13 protein-coding genes and 2 rRNA genes (1 of these 15 cut by a window edge) are annotated in these 17451 nt (G+C 59.0%); 8 read left to right on the top strand and 7 right to left on the bottom strand.

What is annotated here, in order from left to right:
- From PPUTUW4_RS23360 to PPUTUW4_RS23340, 5 genes are all read left to right on the top strand, one after another.
- Positions 1-2281, top strand: a 23S ribosomal RNA gene (locus PPUTUW4_RS23360) (it extends 612 nt beyond the left edge of the window).
- A gap of 169 nt (positions 2282-2450) precedes the next feature.
- Positions 2451-2566 (top strand): 5S ribosomal RNA (rrf, locus tag PPUTUW4_RS23355).
- Positions 2567-2712: 146 nt separating this feature from the next.
- Positions 2713-3372: a paraquat-inducible protein A gene (locus PPUTUW4_RS23350; RefSeq protein ID WP_015096843.1), complete on the top strand. Its 660-nt coding sequence runs from the start codon at positions 2713-2715 to the stop codon at positions 3370-3372.
- Complete coding sequence (locus PPUTUW4_RS23345) at positions 3359-3982, top strand: paraquat-inducible protein A (RefSeq protein ID WP_015096842.1); 624 nt, start codon at positions 3359-3361, stop codon at positions 3980-3982. Before PPUTUW4_RS23350 ends, PPUTUW4_RS23345 begins: the two co-directional genes overlap by 14 nt.
- Positions 3975-6278, top strand: coding sequence for an MlaD family protein (locus PPUTUW4_RS23340; RefSeq protein WP_015096841.1), 2304 nt, complete (start codon positions 3975-3977; stop codon positions 6276-6278). Before PPUTUW4_RS23345 ends, PPUTUW4_RS23340 begins: the two co-directional genes overlap by 8 nt.
- Before the next feature lie 205 nt (positions 6279-6483).
- Here PPUTUW4_RS23340 and mksF read toward each other — a convergent pair whose 3' ends face one another.
- The 3 genes from mksF to mksB are packed head-to-tail and all read right to left on the bottom strand — an operon-like array spanning position 6484 to position 11295.
- Entirely contained in the window at positions 6484-9324 is a 2841-nt protein-coding gene (gene mksF, locus PPUTUW4_RS23335; RefSeq protein ID WP_015096840.1) for an Mks condensin complex protein MksF, read from the bottom strand.
- Positions 9321-10028: an Mks condensin complex protein MksE gene (gene mksE / locus PPUTUW4_RS23330; protein WP_015096839.1), complete on the bottom strand. Its 708-nt coding sequence runs from the start codon at positions 10026-10028 to the stop codon at positions 9321-9323. Before mksE ends, mksF begins: the two co-directional genes overlap by 4 nt.
- Positions 10018-11295 (bottom strand): Mks condensin complex protein MksB, encoded by a 1278-nt coding sequence (mksB, locus tag PPUTUW4_RS23325; protein WP_162139268.1) that lies wholly within the window; start codon positions 11293-11295, stop codon positions 10018-10020. Before mksB ends, mksE begins: the two co-directional genes overlap by 11 nt.
- Positions 11296-11515: 220 nt before the next feature.
- Between mksB and PPUTUW4_RS23320 the strand changes: the two genes are divergently transcribed.
- Positions 11516-12262: a hypothetical protein gene (locus tag PPUTUW4_RS23320; RefSeq protein ID WP_041474952.1), complete on the top strand. Its 747-nt coding sequence runs from the start codon at positions 11516-11518 to the stop codon at positions 12260-12262.
- Positions 12255-12707, top strand: coding sequence for a ribosomal protein S18-alanine N-acetyltransferase (gene rimI / locus PPUTUW4_RS23315; RefSeq protein ID WP_007978046.1), 453 nt, complete (start codon positions 12255-12257; stop codon positions 12705-12707). Before PPUTUW4_RS23320 ends, rimI begins: the two co-directional genes overlap by 8 nt.
- Before the next feature lie 85 nt (positions 12708-12792).
- Here the strand turns inward: rimI and PPUTUW4_RS23310 are convergent, their stop codons facing one another.
- Complete coding sequence (locus tag PPUTUW4_RS23310) at positions 12793-13197, bottom strand: hypothetical protein (protein ID WP_015096836.1); 405 nt, start codon at positions 13195-13197, stop codon at positions 12793-12795.
- Positions 13198-13365: 168 nt separating this feature from the next.
- Here PPUTUW4_RS23310 and can point away from each other — a divergent pair, with 168 nt between their 5' ends.
- Complete coding sequence (can, locus tag PPUTUW4_RS23305; protein WP_015096835.1) at positions 13366-14010, top strand: carbonate dehydratase; 645 nt, start codon at positions 13366-13368, stop codon at positions 14008-14010.
- Between the two features lie 6 nt (positions 14011-14016).
- Here the strand turns inward: can and PPUTUW4_RS23300 are convergent, their stop codons facing one another.
- From PPUTUW4_RS23300 to PPUTUW4_RS23290, 3 genes are all read right to left on the bottom strand, one after another.
- On the bottom strand, positions 14017-14541 hold the full coding sequence (locus PPUTUW4_RS23300; RefSeq protein WP_015096834.1) for an SET domain-containing protein-lysine N-methyltransferase: 525 nt from the start codon (positions 14539-14541) through the stop codon (positions 14017-14019).
- Positions 14542-14686: 145 nt separating this feature from the next.
- A complete protein-coding gene (locus PPUTUW4_RS23295; protein ID WP_015096833.1) occupies positions 14687-15859 on the bottom strand; it encodes a hypothetical protein in 1173 nt (390 codons plus the stop codon).
- Positions 15860-15953: 94 nt separating this feature from the next.
- Positions 15954-17372: a TIGR00366 family protein gene (locus PPUTUW4_RS23290; RefSeq protein ID WP_015096832.1), complete on the bottom strand. Its 1419-nt coding sequence runs from the start codon at positions 17370-17372 to the stop codon at positions 15954-15956.
- Positions 17373-17451 lie beyond the last annotated feature (79 nt).

Raw genomic sequence — 17451 nt, 5'->3', positions numbered from 1 at the left:
GGCGTAGCGAAAGCGAGTCTTAATAGGGCGTCTAGTCGCTGGGAATAGACCCGAAACCGGGCGATCTATCCATGGGCAGGTTGAAGGTTAGGTAACACTGACTGGAGGACCGAACCGACTACCGTTGAAAAGTTAGCGGATGACCTGTGGATCGGAGTGAAAGGCTAATCAAGCTCGGAGATAGCTGGTTCTCCTCGAAAGCTATTTAGGTAGCGCCTCATGTATCACTGTAGGGGGTAGAGCACTGTTTCGGCTAGGGGGTCATCCCGACTTACCAAACCGATGCAAACTCCGAATACCTACAAGTGCCGAGCATGGGAGACACACGGCGGGTGCTAACGTCCGTCGTGAAAAGGGAAACAACCCAGACCGTCAGCTAAGGTCCCAAAGTTATGGTTAAGTGGGAAACGATGTGGGAAGGCTTAGACAGCTAGGAGGTTGGCTTAGAAGCAGCCACCCTTTAAAGAAAGCGTAATAGCTCACTAGTCGAGTCGGCCTGCGCGGAAGATGTAACGGGGCTCAAACCATACACCGAAGCTACGGGTATCATCTTCGGATGATGCGGTAGAGGAGCGTTCTGTAAGCCTGTGAAGGTGAGTTGAGAAGCTTGCTGGAGGTATCAGAAGTGCGAATGCTGACATGAGTAACGACAATGGGTGTGAAAAACACCCACGCCGAAAGACCAAGGTTTCCTGCGCAACGTTAATCGACGCAGGGTTAGTCGGTCCCTAAGGCGAGGCTGAAAAGCGTAGTCGATGGAAAACAGGTTAATATTCCTGTACTTCTGGTTATTGCGATGGAGGGACGGAGAAGGCTAGGCCAGCTTGGCGTTGGTTGTCCAAGTTTAAGGTGGTAGGCTGAGATCTTAGGTAAATCCGGGATCTTAAGGCCGAGAGCTGATGACGAGTTACCCTTTGGGTGACGAAGTGGTTGATGCCATGCTTCCAAGAAAAGCTTCTAAGCTTCAGATAACCAGGAACCGTACCCCAAACCGACACAGGTGGTTGGGTAGAGAATACCAAGGCGCTTGAGAGAACTCGGGTGAAGGAACTAGGCAAAATGGCACCGTAACTTCGGGAGAAGGTGCGCCGGTGAGGGTGAAGGACTTGCTCCGTAAGCCCACGCCGGTCGAAGATACCAGGCCGCTGCGACTGTTTATAAAAACACAGCACTCTGCAAACACGAAAGTGGACGTATAGGGTGTGACGCCTGCCCGGTGCCGGAAGGTTAATTGATGGGGTTAGCTAACGCGAAGCTCTTGATCGAAGCCCCGGTAAACGGCGGCCGTAACTATAACGGTCCTAAGGTAGCGAAATTCCTTGTCGGGTAAGTTCCGACCTGCACGAATGGCGTAACGATGGCGGCGCTGTCTCCACCCGAGACTCAGTGAAATTGAAATCGCTGTGAAGATGCAGTGTATCCGCGGCTAGACGGAAAGACCCCGTGAACCTTTACTATAGCTTTGCACTGGACTTTGAATTTGCTTGTGTAGGATAGGTGGGAGGCTTTGAAGCGTGGACGCCAGTTCGCGTGGAGCCATCCTTGAAATACCACCCTGGCAACTTTGAGGTTCTAACTCAGGTCCGTTATCCGGATCGAGGACAGTGTATGGTGGGTAGTTTGACTGGGGCGGTCTCCTCCTAAAGAGTAACGGAGGAGTACGAAGGTGCGCTCAGACCGGTCGGAAATCGGTCGTAGAGTATAAAGGCAAAAGCGCGCTTGACTGCGAGACAGACACGTCGAGCAGGTACGAAAGTAGGTCTTAGTGATCCGGTGGTTCTGTATGGAAGGGCCATCGCTCAACGGATAAAAGGTACTCCGGGGATAACAGGCTGATACCGCCCAAGAGTTCATATCGACGGCGGTGTTTGGCACCTCGATGTCGGCTCATCACATCCTGGGGCTGAAGCCGGTCCCAAGGGTATGGCTGTTCGCCATTTAAAGTGGTACGCGAGCTGGGTTTAGAACGTCGTGAGACAGTTCGGTCCCTATCTGCCGTGGACGTTTGAGATTTGAGAGGGGCTGCTCCTAGTACGAGAGGACCGGAGTGGACGAACCTCTGGTGTTCCGGTTGTCACGCCAGTGGCATTGCCGGGTAGCTATGTTCGGAAAAGATAACCGCTGAAAGCATCTAAGCGGGAAACTTGCCTCAAGATGAGATCTCACTGGAACCTTGAGTTCCCTGAAGGGCCGTCGAAGACTACGACGTTGATAGGTTGGGTGTGTAAGCGCTGTGAGGCGTTGAGCTAACCAATACTAATTGCCCGTGAGGCTTGACCATATAACACCCAAGCAATTTGATGCTCCTAGTTGAAAAGACGAAAGAGACCAGATTGCGGTGTGTGAAGACGAAACGAACCGAAAGTTCGAAAGACTCACAAAACACCCAGCTGTCACATACCCAATTTGCTGAAGCGAGGCCAACCGGCCACGACTCAGTACCCGAATTTCTTGACGACCATAGAGCGTTGGAACCACCTGATCCCATCCCGAACTCAGAAGTGAAACGATGCATCGCCGATGGTAGTGTGGGGTTTCCCCATGTGAGAGTAGGTCATCGTCAAGATTAAATTCCGAAACCCCAATTGCGAAAGCAGTTGGGGTTTTGTTTTTTGGCGTAGAAAAAGCATGCTCAATCGAGCACAAATTGGCGCAGTTATTTTTGTCCCGGGACACTAGAATAGGTCCAACTTTTTCAGAGTCAGAGCGCTTATGCCGGATTCGGTTGACGCCAAAGAGCTGTCAGAATTACCACTGGAAAATCTGGTTGCCTGCCATGAGTGCGACTTGCTCATGCGTAAGCCAGAACTCGCCCATGGCGAAAAAGCCCTGTGCCCGCGCTGCGGCTACGAGCTTTATGCCAATCGGTACAACGTCGTACAGCGCAGTCTCGCACTGGTCATAGCCGCCTTGTTGTTGTTTATTCCGGCGAACTTTTTACCCATCATGCAGCTCCATCTACTCGGGCAGTCTTCGCAAGACACTGTCTGGAGCGGCGTTGTCGCCCTTTTTGACACGGGCATGCAAAGCGTTTCAGTGATTGTATTCCTGTGCAGCATGGGGATCCCGCTGCTCAAGCTGCTGTGCCAACTGGCCGTATTGTTGAGTATCCGTTTTGATGTCGGGCGCAGCTACGGTTTGTTGCTCTATCGCATTTATCACCATATACGCGAATGGGGAATGCTCGAGGTTTACTTCATGGGCGTGCTGGTGGCGATCGTCAAACTGGCAGATATGGCAGCTATCACCGTAGGCCTCGGCCTGGCGTGCTTCATTGGTTTATTGCTGATTCAAGTCTGGCTGGAGGTTGTAATGTCGCCTCACCAGATCTGGCAAGCGTTATCAGGAGAGGATGCCCATGCGGGCGATTGATGCAGGCATTCTGATTTGCAAGGAATGTCATGAATTGAACAGGCAGGAAGCTGATACCGACGAGCAAGTCTGTACTCGCTGCGGAGCGTTGGTGCATGCCCGCAGCCCGAATAGCCTGGTGCGTACCTGGGCATTGCTTATTACCGCCGCCATTCTTTACATACCGGCCAATTTGTTGCCGATCATGACCGTGAACTCCCTCGGCAAAGGAGCGCCCAGCACGATCATGGCGGGTGTGATCGAGTTGGTGCACTACGGCATGTTCCCCATTGCGGCCGTGGTGTTTATCGCCAGTATCGTGGTGCCCACTTTCAAGCTGGTGGGCATTGCTCTGCTGCTGTTTTCCGTGCAGCGCCATCAGCCCCTTTCGGCTCGCCAGCGCATCTGGATGTACCGTTTCATTGAATTCATCGGCCGCTGGTCGATGCTCGATATCTTTGTGATTGCCATCCTCGTGGCGGTCGTGAATTTTGGGCGGCTTGCCAGTATCGAAGCCAATCTTGGCGCCATCGCTTTCGCCTCGGTGGTGATTCTGACGATGCTTGCCGCAGTAACTTTTGATCCCCGACTGATTTGGGATAACACGGAGTCGGACGACGACCATGACTGATTTGCCTGTAGCGAAAACCCGACCGGCTTCGAACTGGTCTGCCATTTGGGTGTTGCCCCTGATCGCCTTGATCATCGGCGGCTGGCTCGGCTGGCGTGCCTATAACGAGACCGGTATCGAGATTCAGGTACGCTTTGAAAGTGGCGAAGGCATTCAGGCCAACAAGACCGAAGTTGTCTATAAAGGCATGTCGGTCGGCAAGGTAAAAAGCCTCAAGCTCGATGACGAAGGCAGTTCCAAAGGCGTGATCGCCAGCATCGAAATGAACAAGGACGTAGAGCAATACCTGCGCACCAGCACGCGTTTCTGGCTGGTCAAGCCGAGCGTGACGTTGGCAGGGATTACCGGTCTTGAGACGCTGGTTTCGGGCAACTACGTTGCGATCAGTCCGGGCGAGGGTGAGCCGGTTCGCAAGTTCAAGGCCCTGGCCCAGGAACCGCCGCTTTCCGATGCCCAGCCCGGTCTGCACCTGACCATCAAGGCTGACCGCCTGGGCTCGCTGAACCGTGGCAGTCCGGTGTTTTACAAACAGATCAAAGTTGGCCAGATCAAAAGCTATGTGTTGTCCGAGGACCAGAACACCGTCGAGCTCAAGGTCTTCATCGAGCCGACTTACGCCAAACTGGTGCGCAAACACACACGTTTCTGGAATGCCAGCGGCATCAGCATCGACGCCAATCTGTCGGGTGTGAAGGTTCGCAGTGAATCCCTGGCCAGCATTGTCGCCGGTGGTATTGCGTTCGCTACACCCGAAAACCGCAAGGACAGCCCGCCTACCGACCCAAGCCTTCCGTTCAGACTGTATGAAGACTTCGATGCAGCGGCGGCCGGTATCCGGGTCAAGGTCAAGCTCAGCGACTTCGAAGGCTTGCAGGCCGGTCGTACGCCGGTGATGTACAAAGGCATTCAGGTCGGCAACCTCAAGGCGCTGAAGGTCGATCCTGATCTGTCCGGGGCCACCGCCGAGTTGACGATGGACCCGTTGGCCGAAGATTACCTGGTCGACGGCACGCAGTTCTGGGTGGTCAAACCGTCGATTTCTCTCGCCGGGATTACTGGTCTCGAGGCGTTGGTAAAAGGCAACTACATCGCTGTGCGTCCTGGCGACAAGGGTGCCGCGCCGCAACGCGAATTCGTGGCGCGGCCCAAGGCGCCACCCCTGGATTTGCGTGCGCCGGGCCTGCACCTGGTGTTGTTCACCGAAAACCTGGGTTCGCTGGAAGTCGGCAGCCCGGTTCTCTACAAGCAGGTCAAGGTCGGTTCGGTACAGAGCTATCAGTTCTCGCGCACCAAAAAGCGATTGATCATCGGCGTGCATATCGAGAAGGAATACGAGGATCTGGTCAACGCCTCGACACGCTTCTGGAATGCCAGCGGCATCACGCTCACGGGTGGACTGACCGGTGGGGTTCAAGTCAAGAGTGAATCGCTGCAAAGCCTGATGGCCGGCGGTATCGCGTTTGAAACCCCGGAAGCCAAGGCGCCGCTACAAAAGCGCATTCCACGTTTCCGCTTGTTCGCCAGCCATGACGACGCCACGCAAAAGGGCGAGGTGATTACCATCAAGGTAGATCGCGCCGATGGATTGCGTACGGGCACGCCGATTCGCTTCAAGGGCCTGGATGTCGGCAAGATCGAAGACGTTGACCTGAGTGACGACCTGCAATCGGTGCTGCTGACCGCGCGGATTACCGAAGTGCCGGAGCGCATCGCCCGGGTCGGCAGTCAGTTCTGGGTGGTCAAGCCTGAACTGGGGCTGATCAAGACATCGAACCTTGAAACCCTGGTGACCGGGCAATACATCGAAGTGCTGCCGGCTGCCAAGAATCTGGGGCCGCAGAAAAGCTTCATGGCCCTGGCCAGTCCGCCTGAAGCTGTAAAGCGTGAAGACGGTTTGAGTCTGGTGCTCAGCGCCGCTCGTCGCGGTTCGCTGAAGGCCGGCGTGCCGGTAACGTATCGCGAAATCACGGTGGGCAAGGTAACGGGTTATGAATTGGGACAGACCGCCGATCGTGTCCTGATCCATATCCTGATCGAACCGAAGTACGCGCCGCTGGTGCGTAGCGGCACGCGCTTTTGGAACACCAGCGGTTTCGACTTCGATGTCGGACTGTTCAGAGGTGCAACGGTGCGCACTGAATCCCTGGAGACGATGATTCAGGGGGGGGTCGCCTTCGCCACGCCGGACGGCGAGCGCATGGGCAGCCCGGCGCGACCGGAGCAGACCTTCGCGTTGTTCGACAAGTTCGAAGACGAATGGCTGACCTGGGCGCCGAAGATTTCGCTCGGCAAGTAGTTTTTTTGGTGTCAGTGATGACGCCTTCGCGGGCAAGCCCGCTCCCACAGGAAACTGCGTTGTTGCTGAAGAAATGCGATCAAATGTGGGAGCGGGCTTGCCCGCGAAGAGGCCCTGAAGTTCACAGCAAAGCTAACTGACACACCTATGAAAAAGGCCGCGATCCATTGGACCGCGGCCTTTTTCATTGCCTTCGATTCAAACCTCAGACCGCATCCAGCTCCGGTTCATCTGCTGGTTCATTGATCGTCGCCTTCACCTGGTCGTGACGACGGATGTACTTCCAGTCCGCCTCGTCGATGTAGATGCCGGCCGGGCCGCTGCCGCCTTCCAGGTCGATGGCGACACTGGCGCAGACCTGCGGCTTCACGCTCGCCAGGATCGGCACGAAGCCCAGTTGCAAGCTGGTTTCCAGCAAGGCGGCCTGGTTCTTCTCATCGATGTCCGCTGCCTCATCGAGGTAGTACGGCAGGCGCACGCGACCGGCCTGGTCACGGTCCATCAAGTGCAGCAACAAGTACATGTTGGTCAGCGCCTTGATGGTCATGGTGGTGCCGTTGGACGCGGCGCCGTCGATGTCGGTGTGAATCACCGGCTGACCGTTGACCTTGGTGATCTCGAACGCCAGCTCGAACAAGTCCTTGAGGCCGAGTTGGTTGTGGTTCGCCGCCACCAGTCGCGCCAGGTATTCCTTGGCTTCTTCATTCTTGTTGTCCTGCTCGGCACTTTGGCTGAGGTCGAAGACCGACAGGGTTTCGCCTTCCTCGTACTGACCGGCGCTGTGGATGATCTGGTCGATGTGCTTGAGCGCTTCTTTGTTCGGCGCGAGCACGATGCGGAAGCTTTGCAGGTTGGAGACCTGGCGTTTGTTGATTTCGCGGTTGAACAGCGCCAGTTGGTGTTCGAGGCTGTCGTAGTCGCTGCGGATGTTGCGCAGGGTCCGGGCGATGTCCGTCACGGCGGCACGGCGAGCCTTGCCCAGGGTCAGGGCTTCGTCGGTTCGGTGTGCATAGGCGTTGATCAACAGCTGCAGGCGACGCTCCATATCGTCTTCGCTGTCGAACTTGGCCACGCCCTTGAGGCGCACCTGAGCGTACAGCGCTTCGATCTGGCCATCGGCCCGCAGCAGGCCTTGCCAGCTGTCCTGATAGTCGTTGAGCAGCGGCAGCAGATTGTCCATGGAGTCGTCGATCGGGTCCATGAACGGCGTGCCGAACGGCAGGTCCGCCGGCAACAGCTGACGGCGGCGCAGGGCGTCGTCGAGGGTGCGTTGCTTGGCTTCCATGTCGCCGATCTGCCGGCCGACCAGTTGCAGCTTGGCCGACAGTTGCTGGACGCGTTCGGTAAAGGCATCGCTGGAACGTTTCAATTCGTCCTGTGCGGCTTCCATCTGAGCCATCTGTTCCAGCTTGTCGCCTTCTTCGGCGCTCAGGGTTTGCGCGCGACGGAAGTCTTCCAGGGCTTTCTGCGCATCCAGCACTTGCTGGTACAGCACTTCGGTCTGGGTCTTGCTCGCGGCACGGTCGGCAGCCACGGCTTGCTGGGTTTTCAGTTGCTTGAGTTCTTTTTCCAGGCGTTCTTTCTGGTCGCGCAGGGCCGCACGGTCAGCCAGGGCCTGCAAGGCCGGTGGTTCGATGTGCGAGATGTCGATGGACAGGCCCGGCACTTCGAAGCGCTCACCTTTGAAGCCGTCGAGGATCAGCTCCATGGATTTTACCCAGTCGCCGTTTTCGTCGAGGGTGATGCCATGTTCGCCCAGCGGCAGGCTGAACAGCGCGCTGTTGAACAGGCGCATCAGGCGCTCGACGTCCTGCTGCGAGAACTCTTCGCGCAATCGGGCGTAGCTGTTGTTGTCGGCGTGATCGAGCTGCTGCTTGACCGACTTCAGGCGTTTTTCCAGGTCGCGCAAACGCTCGTCGAGGTCTTCGGCGCTGAACTGACGAGACTGCGCCAAGGCGCCGGCCAGTTCGTCGTGGGCGTCCTTGGCGGCCAGCAGTTGCTGCTCCAGCACCTTGACGTCATCGACCAGGGCAAAGCGATGCTTGAGCACCGACAATTCGCCGAGCCAGCGCTGGATGCCAGTGATTTCCCGTTCCAGGCGCATCAGTTCCTGAGTGCCACCGCGCTGGTCGTTTTGCAGGGCGTCCTGCTCGTTGCGGTAGTGCTCGGCCTGAATGGTCAGCTCTTCCTTGCGCGCACTGGCGTAGTCCGACCAAGTGCCCAGCAGTGAATCGAGCAGCGGCGAGATGCGGTGCAGTTTGCCGCGCAAAATGTCGCGTTGCTTCACGCCGTTGGCCAATGCTTCGACCAATGGGCCGGCGGCGACCAGCGAGTTGTAGTCCTGCTCCATGCGTCGTACATCGCGGAAGGCTTCTTCGCACGCGGCAATGTAATCGACGCTGCCGGATCGCAGGCTGTGTTCGAAGGCATCGAGGAACAGCTGCTTGAGTTTGGCCGCGGTGATTTCGCGCATGTGCAGCAGGTTGATGAACAGTGCGCGGAAGGTCTTCAGGCTCTGCTCGCTGGTGGAGCGCAGCGGGATCAGCGTCAGGTCCAGCGGGATCGAGGTGTGGCCACCGACCAGCAAGCGGCGCAGTTCGTCCGGCTTGAGTTCGTAGGCTTTCAGGCCTTCGCGTTCAAGGTTGGTGAACAGCTCTTTCTGACGCAGGCAAGTGTCGTTTTTCTGGTAGTGGGCCAGGTCCAGCTTGCCGGCGTAGGCAAAGAACTGGTGACCGAAACCGCCACCGGGGCCGCGACCGACCACGCCGATCACGTGCGGACCGTGGGGCAGGTTGACTTCGACCAGGATGTAGCTGGTGTCCGAGGCGAAGTAGAAGCGCCGGGATTGTTCCAGGCTGTACTTGCCGAAGCTCATGTCCGACATGCGCGCCAGGATCGGGAACTGCAAGGCGTTGATCGAGGCGGATTTACCGAGGTTGTTCGCGCCGTACACCGACAGCGGCTCTTCCAGCGGGAACAGGCCGAGGCTGTAGCCGGCGGTGTTCAAAAGGGCAAAGCGGCGGATGCCGTAACGTTCCTTGCTCATGCGTCGAGCTCCTGTTCTTCGGCAATGGCCCGGGCCAGGGCATCTTCTTCGCTTTCGCTTTCACTTTCGAATTCGCTCAAGTCGAGCGGATCGTCGGTCTGCAGCAGTTTTTCGTCGCTGTCTTCGTCGATCAGCACCGGCACCGGGAGCGGCAATACGCTGTGCAGGCTGGCAGCCAGATCGCGGTCCTGTTGCACCGACAGGCACACATCGAGGAAACGGTGCATCGGCGGCAGGAAACGGTAGACGCCGTTTTCTTCACTGGCGAAACCGAGCTGGGTCATGCGGCGCATGATCTTTTCTTCCAGCTCGTCCTGGGTCTGCACTTCGGCCTGGATGAACAGGTCGCGGTACTTTTCCAGCAGCGACGGCAGCTCATCGCGGCCGAGGCTGCCACCGTCGAGCACGGAGATCGGGTCGCGGCCCTGGTCGGCCAGGTGCTCGACGAGGATGAAGGTGAACAGCGCCAGGCGCTGGGCGGTCTTGTTCACCGCCGCTGCCGCGAGGTCCGGCACGAAGTAGTAGAAGCCGCGGGTGTCGCAGACCAGTTCAAAACCCAGTGCCTTGAACAGCGTGCGGTATTGGTCCTGAAAGTTCGACAACTGTGCGTACAGCTCCGGATCGCGGCGGCTGACGTGGTAACCCTTGAACAGTTCGCGAAAGATCGGTGCCAAATGGGACAGTTCGGATAGATCAAGATGCATAAGGAATGCTCGCAGAATTCTCGGCGGCGTCATCGCTGACCGAGAGCAGGGCGAAGGAGCGCAGGCTGACCTGGTGCTCGTGAGTATGGTATTCGCGACGTTCCAGACGCTCGCGCTTGAAGCGTTTTTCCCGCGACAGGCGCGAGAACCAGTACAGCAATTCGTCGGTGGCGCCGTCCGGTTCCTGTTCCAGCAACCAGGTCATCAGGTCCGGCATCGGCAGGGCGTCTTCGCAGCGCTCGAGCATCTCCCGAACCGTGCGAGGCGCGCGGGGGGCTTCGCCTTTCTGGGTCTTGTGCGCCTTGGGGAAGCGTGCAGGTTTGGGCTCGAAGCGAGCCAGGGCGTAGACGTAGGCTTCAACCTGACTGGCGCTGCCGAGGAAAGTGCTTTGCGGCCGTGTGAACAGCGGCATCGCCGCTTGTGGTACGGCATCGATGCCCTTGCGCCGGATGGCGGCCAGGGCCAGTGCCGCGCCACGGGTCACGGCGTTGTGCCGGCGGGCCTCTTCACGCAACGGCAAGAGCAGCTCGCGGGCATGGCGCAGGGTCAGCTGGGCGCTGGTCTGCATTTCGAGGATGCGCGCGTGGGTGCGCAGCAGCATGTCGTCGTCGACCAGGTGGCCGAGGCGCTGCTGTTCGCTGAGCATCTTCAGCAGCACGGTTTCGACCTTGCGCACGCCTTGTTCGAAGGCGCCGTCGGCGTTCACCAGATCAATCATCGGCTCGACGTATTCGTCCCAGGTCGCAAGCACTTCCGCGTAACGCTGGCGCAACGGAATCTGCCGGTCGCTGGTTTTCGCCCGTTCGGCGACGGCCACCAGTGCCTGTTCGTCGTTATCGAGTTTTTTCAGCACGTCACGCACGCGCATGTCGAGCAGGCGCAACTGGCGGGCCAGGTCATTACCGTCGCGGATGTCGAACGCGTCCTGGATATAGCCGGCCAGACGCTCAAGGTGGCGCAGGTAGGCCTCGATCTCCAGGCACAGGCCCAGGCGGTGTTCACGGCGCAGATAGGCGAGGAAGTCGTGAATCTGCGCATTGAGCTCGAAACGGTTCGGGCTTTTGGCCACGGGAACCAGGATGTCGAGGCGAATCCACACGTCGAGCAGGCTGGTAATGTCCTGCGGCGTACTGTCGAGTTGCTGGGCGGCCAGTTGCGTGCGCAGTTCGTTGAGGCTCAGTGTGCCTTGGTCGAAGTGCTCGCACAGTGGCTCCAGAAGTGCCCAGTGTTCAGCGAGGGCGCGCAAGACGCGCTTGGGTTCGATCATCGGAATGGCCGGCTGGTTGGCGATTAAAAGCAGCGATTGTACTTCATCGGGGGCAATGCGATTCACTCTCGGGACGGGCTGTTGTTTTTTCTGTCCGTGAAGTCTATCGATCAACAGCGCGCGATCTTGTGCGAACGGCGGTAGAATCAGCGCACTTTAGTTATCCACAAGTGGCCGACCTTTGCTTATCGAGTCCCGTCGTCGCGCTTATTTGAACGCCATGCAGGTGGTCAACTGGCTGCCGCGCACCGAATTGCCCTTTGCTGCGCCGTCGCGGCCCGAGCTGCTGGAGATACCCGAGCCGGCCGAGGTCGCGCCTGTCGTGCCGGCTGTCGTGACTGAGACGCCCGTGACGCCTGTGGTCAAACCGGCAGAGCGGGTGAAGATCGAGGTGCCGCGACCATCGCTGGCGAGTACCCGCACCGGTGCCAAACCGGTGGAAGAGGCCGAAGAGGCACCCGTCGTGGTCAAGGCACCGGTCGTGCCGCCGCCGCGTTTCGCCCTGCAGTTGCTGCGGGCCGGGCGTTGCCTGCTGCTGGTGGAGTTACCCACAGGCGAATCCTTCCAGACCCGCGACCCTGCTTATCTGCTGCTCAAGGACATGCTGCGCGCCGCCGGTCTGCCGGACAGCCCGCAGATCGTCGGCGAGCCGGTGCGCTGGCCGCTGCTGGTGCGTGGCACGATGGATCAGGGCCCGGAAGCGGCCCGCGACTTCGTGCAGGGTTTTCTCTCGGTGCGCATGGAAGAAACGCCCTGCGCCTGCCTGTGGCTGATCGGCCTGCCCGCCGTGCGTTTTGCCGGCGAAGCGGATGCCGAGGCGTTCAATCGCGAGTTGCAGATCGAAGGCTTGGGCTCGGCCTGGGCGGTACCGGGCCTGGAATTATTAATGGAAGAGCCACAGCGTAAGGCTGATGTCTGGCAAGCCATGCGTCGGCTGATGGCGCGTTGGAAAGAATCGAATGAGTGACGCTGTATCGTTTCGCCCGATGACCGAGGCGGACCTGGAAACCGTGCTGAAAATCGAGTACGCGGCCTATAGCCATCCCTGGACCCGCGGGATTTTCCTCGACGGCCTGGGCAAGTACCAGATCTGGCTGATGTTCGAAGGCCAGCAACAGGTGGGCCACGGTGTGGTGCAGATCATCCTCGACGAGGCGCACCTGCTGAACATCACGGTCAAGCCGGAAAACCAGGGCCGCGGCCTGGGGCTGACATTGCTGGAGCATTTGATGTCGATTGCCTACAAGGCCGACGCCCGGGAGTGTTTCCTGGAAGTACGCGACAGCAATACTGCGGCGTTCAAACTGTACGAGCGTTATGGTTTCAACGAAATCGGCCGACGCCGGGATTACTACCCGGCGGTGGGCGGTCGCGAAGATGCGGTGGTCATGGCCTGCACATTGGTCGATTGAGCTCAAAAGTTCTTCGCGAGCAGGCTCGCTCCCACAGAGATTTGTGTCGTACATAAAATCTGTGGGAGCGAGCCTGCACTGAAGATCAGCGCTTGCCGTCCATCGGATCGCGCCGCGCCATTTCCGCCTCATCCAGGCCGTTGCCACCGCCAATATCGTCCTCATCGACGATGCTCAGGTCCCAATCCGCGCGTTTATCATTGCCCGCCTCATGGGCATCCCGGGCGCCGTCTTCACGGATCAGGGTTTCCGGGCTCAGGTCGTCGTCGGTAGGTTGATGGTCGCCGGTCGAGGCCCCCGTCAGGCCTGCTTCACGTCCGCGGCGGCGCGGCATCAGTTGTTCGCGCTCGTTTTCCGGCAGTTCGTCACCGATCCTGGCGCTGGGTTCTTCGGTGTCGAAATCCAGCTCACGCACCGAGCCCATGCGGTCTTCGTTATCATCGACCGGTTCCGGTTGCACCGCATCGTACGGACGTCGTGAATCATTCATGGCAATTCCTCATACTGTAGGCCTTACTACGGTTGACCCACGTGGCTACCGAGAATTCCACCGGCATGGAGCCCCCTGTACCGGATCAGGAGAGTATCCGCATTTCGCGCGTGACCCCGACGGACGGTTGTCAGTCAAAGCTGCGCATCATTCTTGAGGCTTCAGAGCATGAACGAATTACAAGATCTGATTGATAACAACGAGCGTTGGGCCGCTGCGATCAAGGAGGAAGATCCTGACTTCTTCGCCAAGCTGGCCCGTCAACAGACCCCGGAGTTCCTGTGGATCGGTTGTTCCGATGCCCGGGTGCCGGCCAATGAGATCGTTGGCATGCTGCCGGGCGATCTGTTCGTACACCGTAATGTGGCCAACGTCGTGCTGCACACCGACCTCAACTGCCTGTCGGTGATTCAGTACGCGGTCGACGTACTCAAGGTCAAGCACATCCTCGTCACCGGCCACTATGGCTGCGGCGGCGTGCGCGCCTCGATGCAGGATCGCCAGTTCGGCCTGATCGACGGCTGGCTGCGCTCGATTCGCGACCTCTATTACGAAAAGCGCGAAGAACTCGCCAAACTGGACACCGAAGAAGAACGCGTCGACCGTCTCTGCGAACTCAACGTGATCCAGCAGGTGGCCAACGTCGGGCACACCAGCATTGTGCAAAACGCTTGGCACCGTGGGCAGAGCCTGTCGATCCATGGCTGCATCTACGGTATCAAGGACGGTCGCTGGAAGAGCCTGAACGCTACCATCAGCGGCTTCGAGCAATTGCCGCCGCAGTACCGCCTGCGTCCGTTCGAACCCCTGTAAAGCCCTTCAGCGCGGACTTTGCCGACGCCACTGTTGCAAAAACAGCTGGCCGTCGGCGTTCGGCGCTTCATCGAAGCCAGTGATCCAGCCCCGGCAGTTGTACGAACCGCAGCGACAGGCGAACTGGCGCAGCAGTTTGTCTTCCGTGGCGGCGTAATCCATCGACAGCCAGTCACCTTTCTGAATGTCTTTGAGCGCCCATAACCACAGCTCACTCATGTCGAGAAATACGTTCGGGTCGCAAGAGTGGCGCAGCAGCCCGCAGAAATGCGGGTCATGGACATGAATATCCCGGGCCAGTTGTCGGGTATGCCGGCCACGACAGGGCAGCAAATGCCCCGATACCCGGCAGATCCGGCTTATGCGGGGAAACTCGCGCAACGCTGCCGCGGCCATGGGTGTGCCTTGGTCGTTCGAGAGAATCTCGAAATCGGCCAGGGATGGATATCCGAGGTACGGGGGTAACTCCACAAAAGGGTAAATACCCTGCGGCGGTGGCGCGAGAGACTTGCGCAGTGCATCGGCTTTCATAACGATCCCTGTCGGCTGGGTGCTGCGACTACCATCGGCTGACGATCCAGTCAGCGCTGCAGCACATGGGGTACGGCTCAAGCCTCTCGCAGATATCGCGGGCGGTCTACTGTCATAACTGACAGATGGACTGCCGATAGTCGGTTTACAGCGGTGGTGCGGGCAGGGCAGTGGCCGGTGCGGGTGCCTTGAGCTGTTTGAGCTGCAACTGGATCGCTGCTGTCGAGCATTTGGCCGCCGCTTGTCCCGGCGTCAGGTTGCGAATCGAGGTGTAGAACAATGCGCAGGTTTTTTCCTTCTCGGCCACTTGCCAGGTTTGTGTGCAGGTTTTCAGCTCGATATCGGCATTGCTGTCCGGTTGGCGGCCCATGACGGCCTGCCAGCAGGCGGCACTCAAATCCTGGCCCATGACTTTCAGCCCCGCCGCATCGGCCTTGGCCTTGGCATCGTTGCCGGAATAGCTTGCCGGATCGGCGGCATACCAGATGTAGCTTGGGTGGTTGGAGCCCAGCACCCGCACTTTCACCCCGTCACTCGGGCTAATCGTCGCCAGCCCCAGCACATTCACGGTCGCCCCGTATTGTTGCTTGATCCAGTTACGCACCGGTGAGCCGAAGGCGACCATCGGCAATGTTTCACCGCTGGAGTGCAGGCTGACGTTCCTGACCATGGTGGTCTGGTAGTCGTTGAAGTAGCTGTAGACGCCCTCCAGGTCCTTGCCGGCGTTGGAGGGGGCGGCTATAGGGGCGATGTCGATGATGGTCTGAAAGGCTGGCGTCTGCTCGGCCGGGATGCCATTGACGGTGAGCAGCGAGGCCCAGCGATCCGTGGTGGCGGACTTTAGGTAATCCTGGGCCTGGGTCAACGAATAGTCGGGCGGGAAGTGCAGCAACTCGACACTTCTGCGGTTCTCCAGGGCCATGCCCAGCGGCAGGAACAGGTACCAGCTGTACGCCCACTTGCCGTCGGCATTCAGTTTGCTGGCGCCGTTATAGGCCAGGTCACCGGCATCGAGCAGCGCTGCCAAAGGTTTTTCATAGCTATTGGGCACGCCGATGATTTGCGCGTAGAGCTGACCATTGTCGTTTTTGACCAGAACCTTCGCGTCGCCGTAGCCATCGCGCTGCACGCTCTGAGTCAGGTAATGCTCGACGGTTTGCTCGAGCGTCCAGTTGCGAAAGCAGATCACGTTGCAATTGTTGGGGTAGGCGAAGAGGCGGGTAACGCGTTCGGTAGTGCCCAGCTTCAAATTGACATCGGCGTGGGCGGTGGTGCTCAGGGTGAAGGCTGCGAGGGTGAGTGCCGCAAGTTTGAACATGCTCAGATCCTTTTCAGCGTATTAGACCAGCAGATACTGAAACCGACGGGCGGAACAACAAGGGGCCGATCAATACCGGCCCCTTTCTTTCAGGTTACGGCATGACTGGCGGCAAATACGCCAGCGTCGTCCCCAGTGCCCACAACAACACTAGCACCAGTGGCGTGTGTACCAGTAATTGCACGAACGAGAAGCCGATCAGGTCCCGCGCCTTCAGCCCCAGCACGCCCAGCAATGGCAGCATGTAGAAGGGGTTGATCAGGTTCGGCAAGGCTTCGGCGGCGTTGTAGATCTGTACCGCCCAACCCAGGTGATAGTTCAGGTCATTGGCCACCTGCATTACGTACGGCGCTTCGATGATCCACTTGCCGCCACCGGACGGAATGAAGAAACCGAGGATCGCCGAGTACACGCCCATCAGCACGGCATAGGTGTCGTGGGAGGCAATGCTGACGAAGAAGGTCGAGATGTGATGCGCCAGGGTCTGCGCATCGGCGCCCTTGACCGTGGTCATCAGTGCCGCAATCGAGCCATACAGCGGGAACTGGATCAACACCCCGGTGGTGGTCGGCACCGCACGGGACACGGCATCCAGAAAGCTGCGAGGGCGCCAGTGCAGCAGGGCACCGAGCATGATGAACAGGAAGTTGTAGGTGTTCAGCCCGGAAATCGCACTGATGGCCGGCTTGGTCGAAAACTCATGGAACAACCACCCGGCAGCCAGCAACACCAGCAGAATCGTCAGCAGCGGGCTGTGTTCCAGCCATTCGCCGGGGCGGGTGCGTGGTTGCAGCGGTGGCAGGTTGAAACTCGGGTCGACGCCACAGGCCTTGGCGTCACGCGCCGAAGTCGGGCCGGGGGCGGTGGCGTAGGCGATGATCAGCGAAATCACGATCAAGGCCAGCAACATCACGCCGGACTGCCAGAGAAAGATCGTCTGGGTGAATGGAATCACCCCGGTGATCGACAGAATCGAGGGCGGCAGGCTACCCGGGTTTGCCTGCAATTGAGCGGCCGATGACGACAGGCCCAGGGCCCACACGGCACCGAGCCCCAGGTAGGCGGCGGCACCGGCGGCACGGTAATCCATTTTCAGATCGGTACGGCGGGCGAGGGCGCGCACCAGTAATCCGCCGAACACCAGGGACAAGCCCCAGTTCAGCAGCGAGGCGACCATCGAGATCAGCGCGACCCAGGCCACGGCAGAGCGGCCGTTTTTCGGGATTTTCGCCAGACGGTCGATCAGTTTCACCGCCGGCGGTGAACTGGCAACCACATAGCCGCCGATCACCACGAAGGCCATTTGCATGGTGAAGGGGATCAGGCTCCAGAAGCCATCACCGAAGGCCATGGCGGCGTCGGTGGGCTTGGCGCCCATGGCCATGGTGGCCACCGCCACGATAATCACCGCCAGGGCAGCAAACACCCAGGAGTCGGGGAACCAGCGTTCGGCAAAACTTGAGCAGCGCAGGGCAAAGCGGGCGGAGCGGCTATCTTCGATATCAGCGGCCACGGGGGTACCTCGAATTTTTATGTTTGTAGTAGTCTTCGGGGCGGCAACCGCCCGTCTGGACAGACGCCAACATTAATTC

Source organism: Pseudomonas sp. UW4, from assembly GCF_000316175.1.
Classification (GTDB): domain Bacteria; phylum Pseudomonadota; class Gammaproteobacteria; order Pseudomonadales; family Pseudomonadaceae; genus Aquipseudomonas; species Aquipseudomonas laurylsulfatiphila.
The sequence above is the reverse complement of the archived record's forward strand: the minus strand, read 5'-3'. Positions and strand labels throughout refer to the sequence as shown.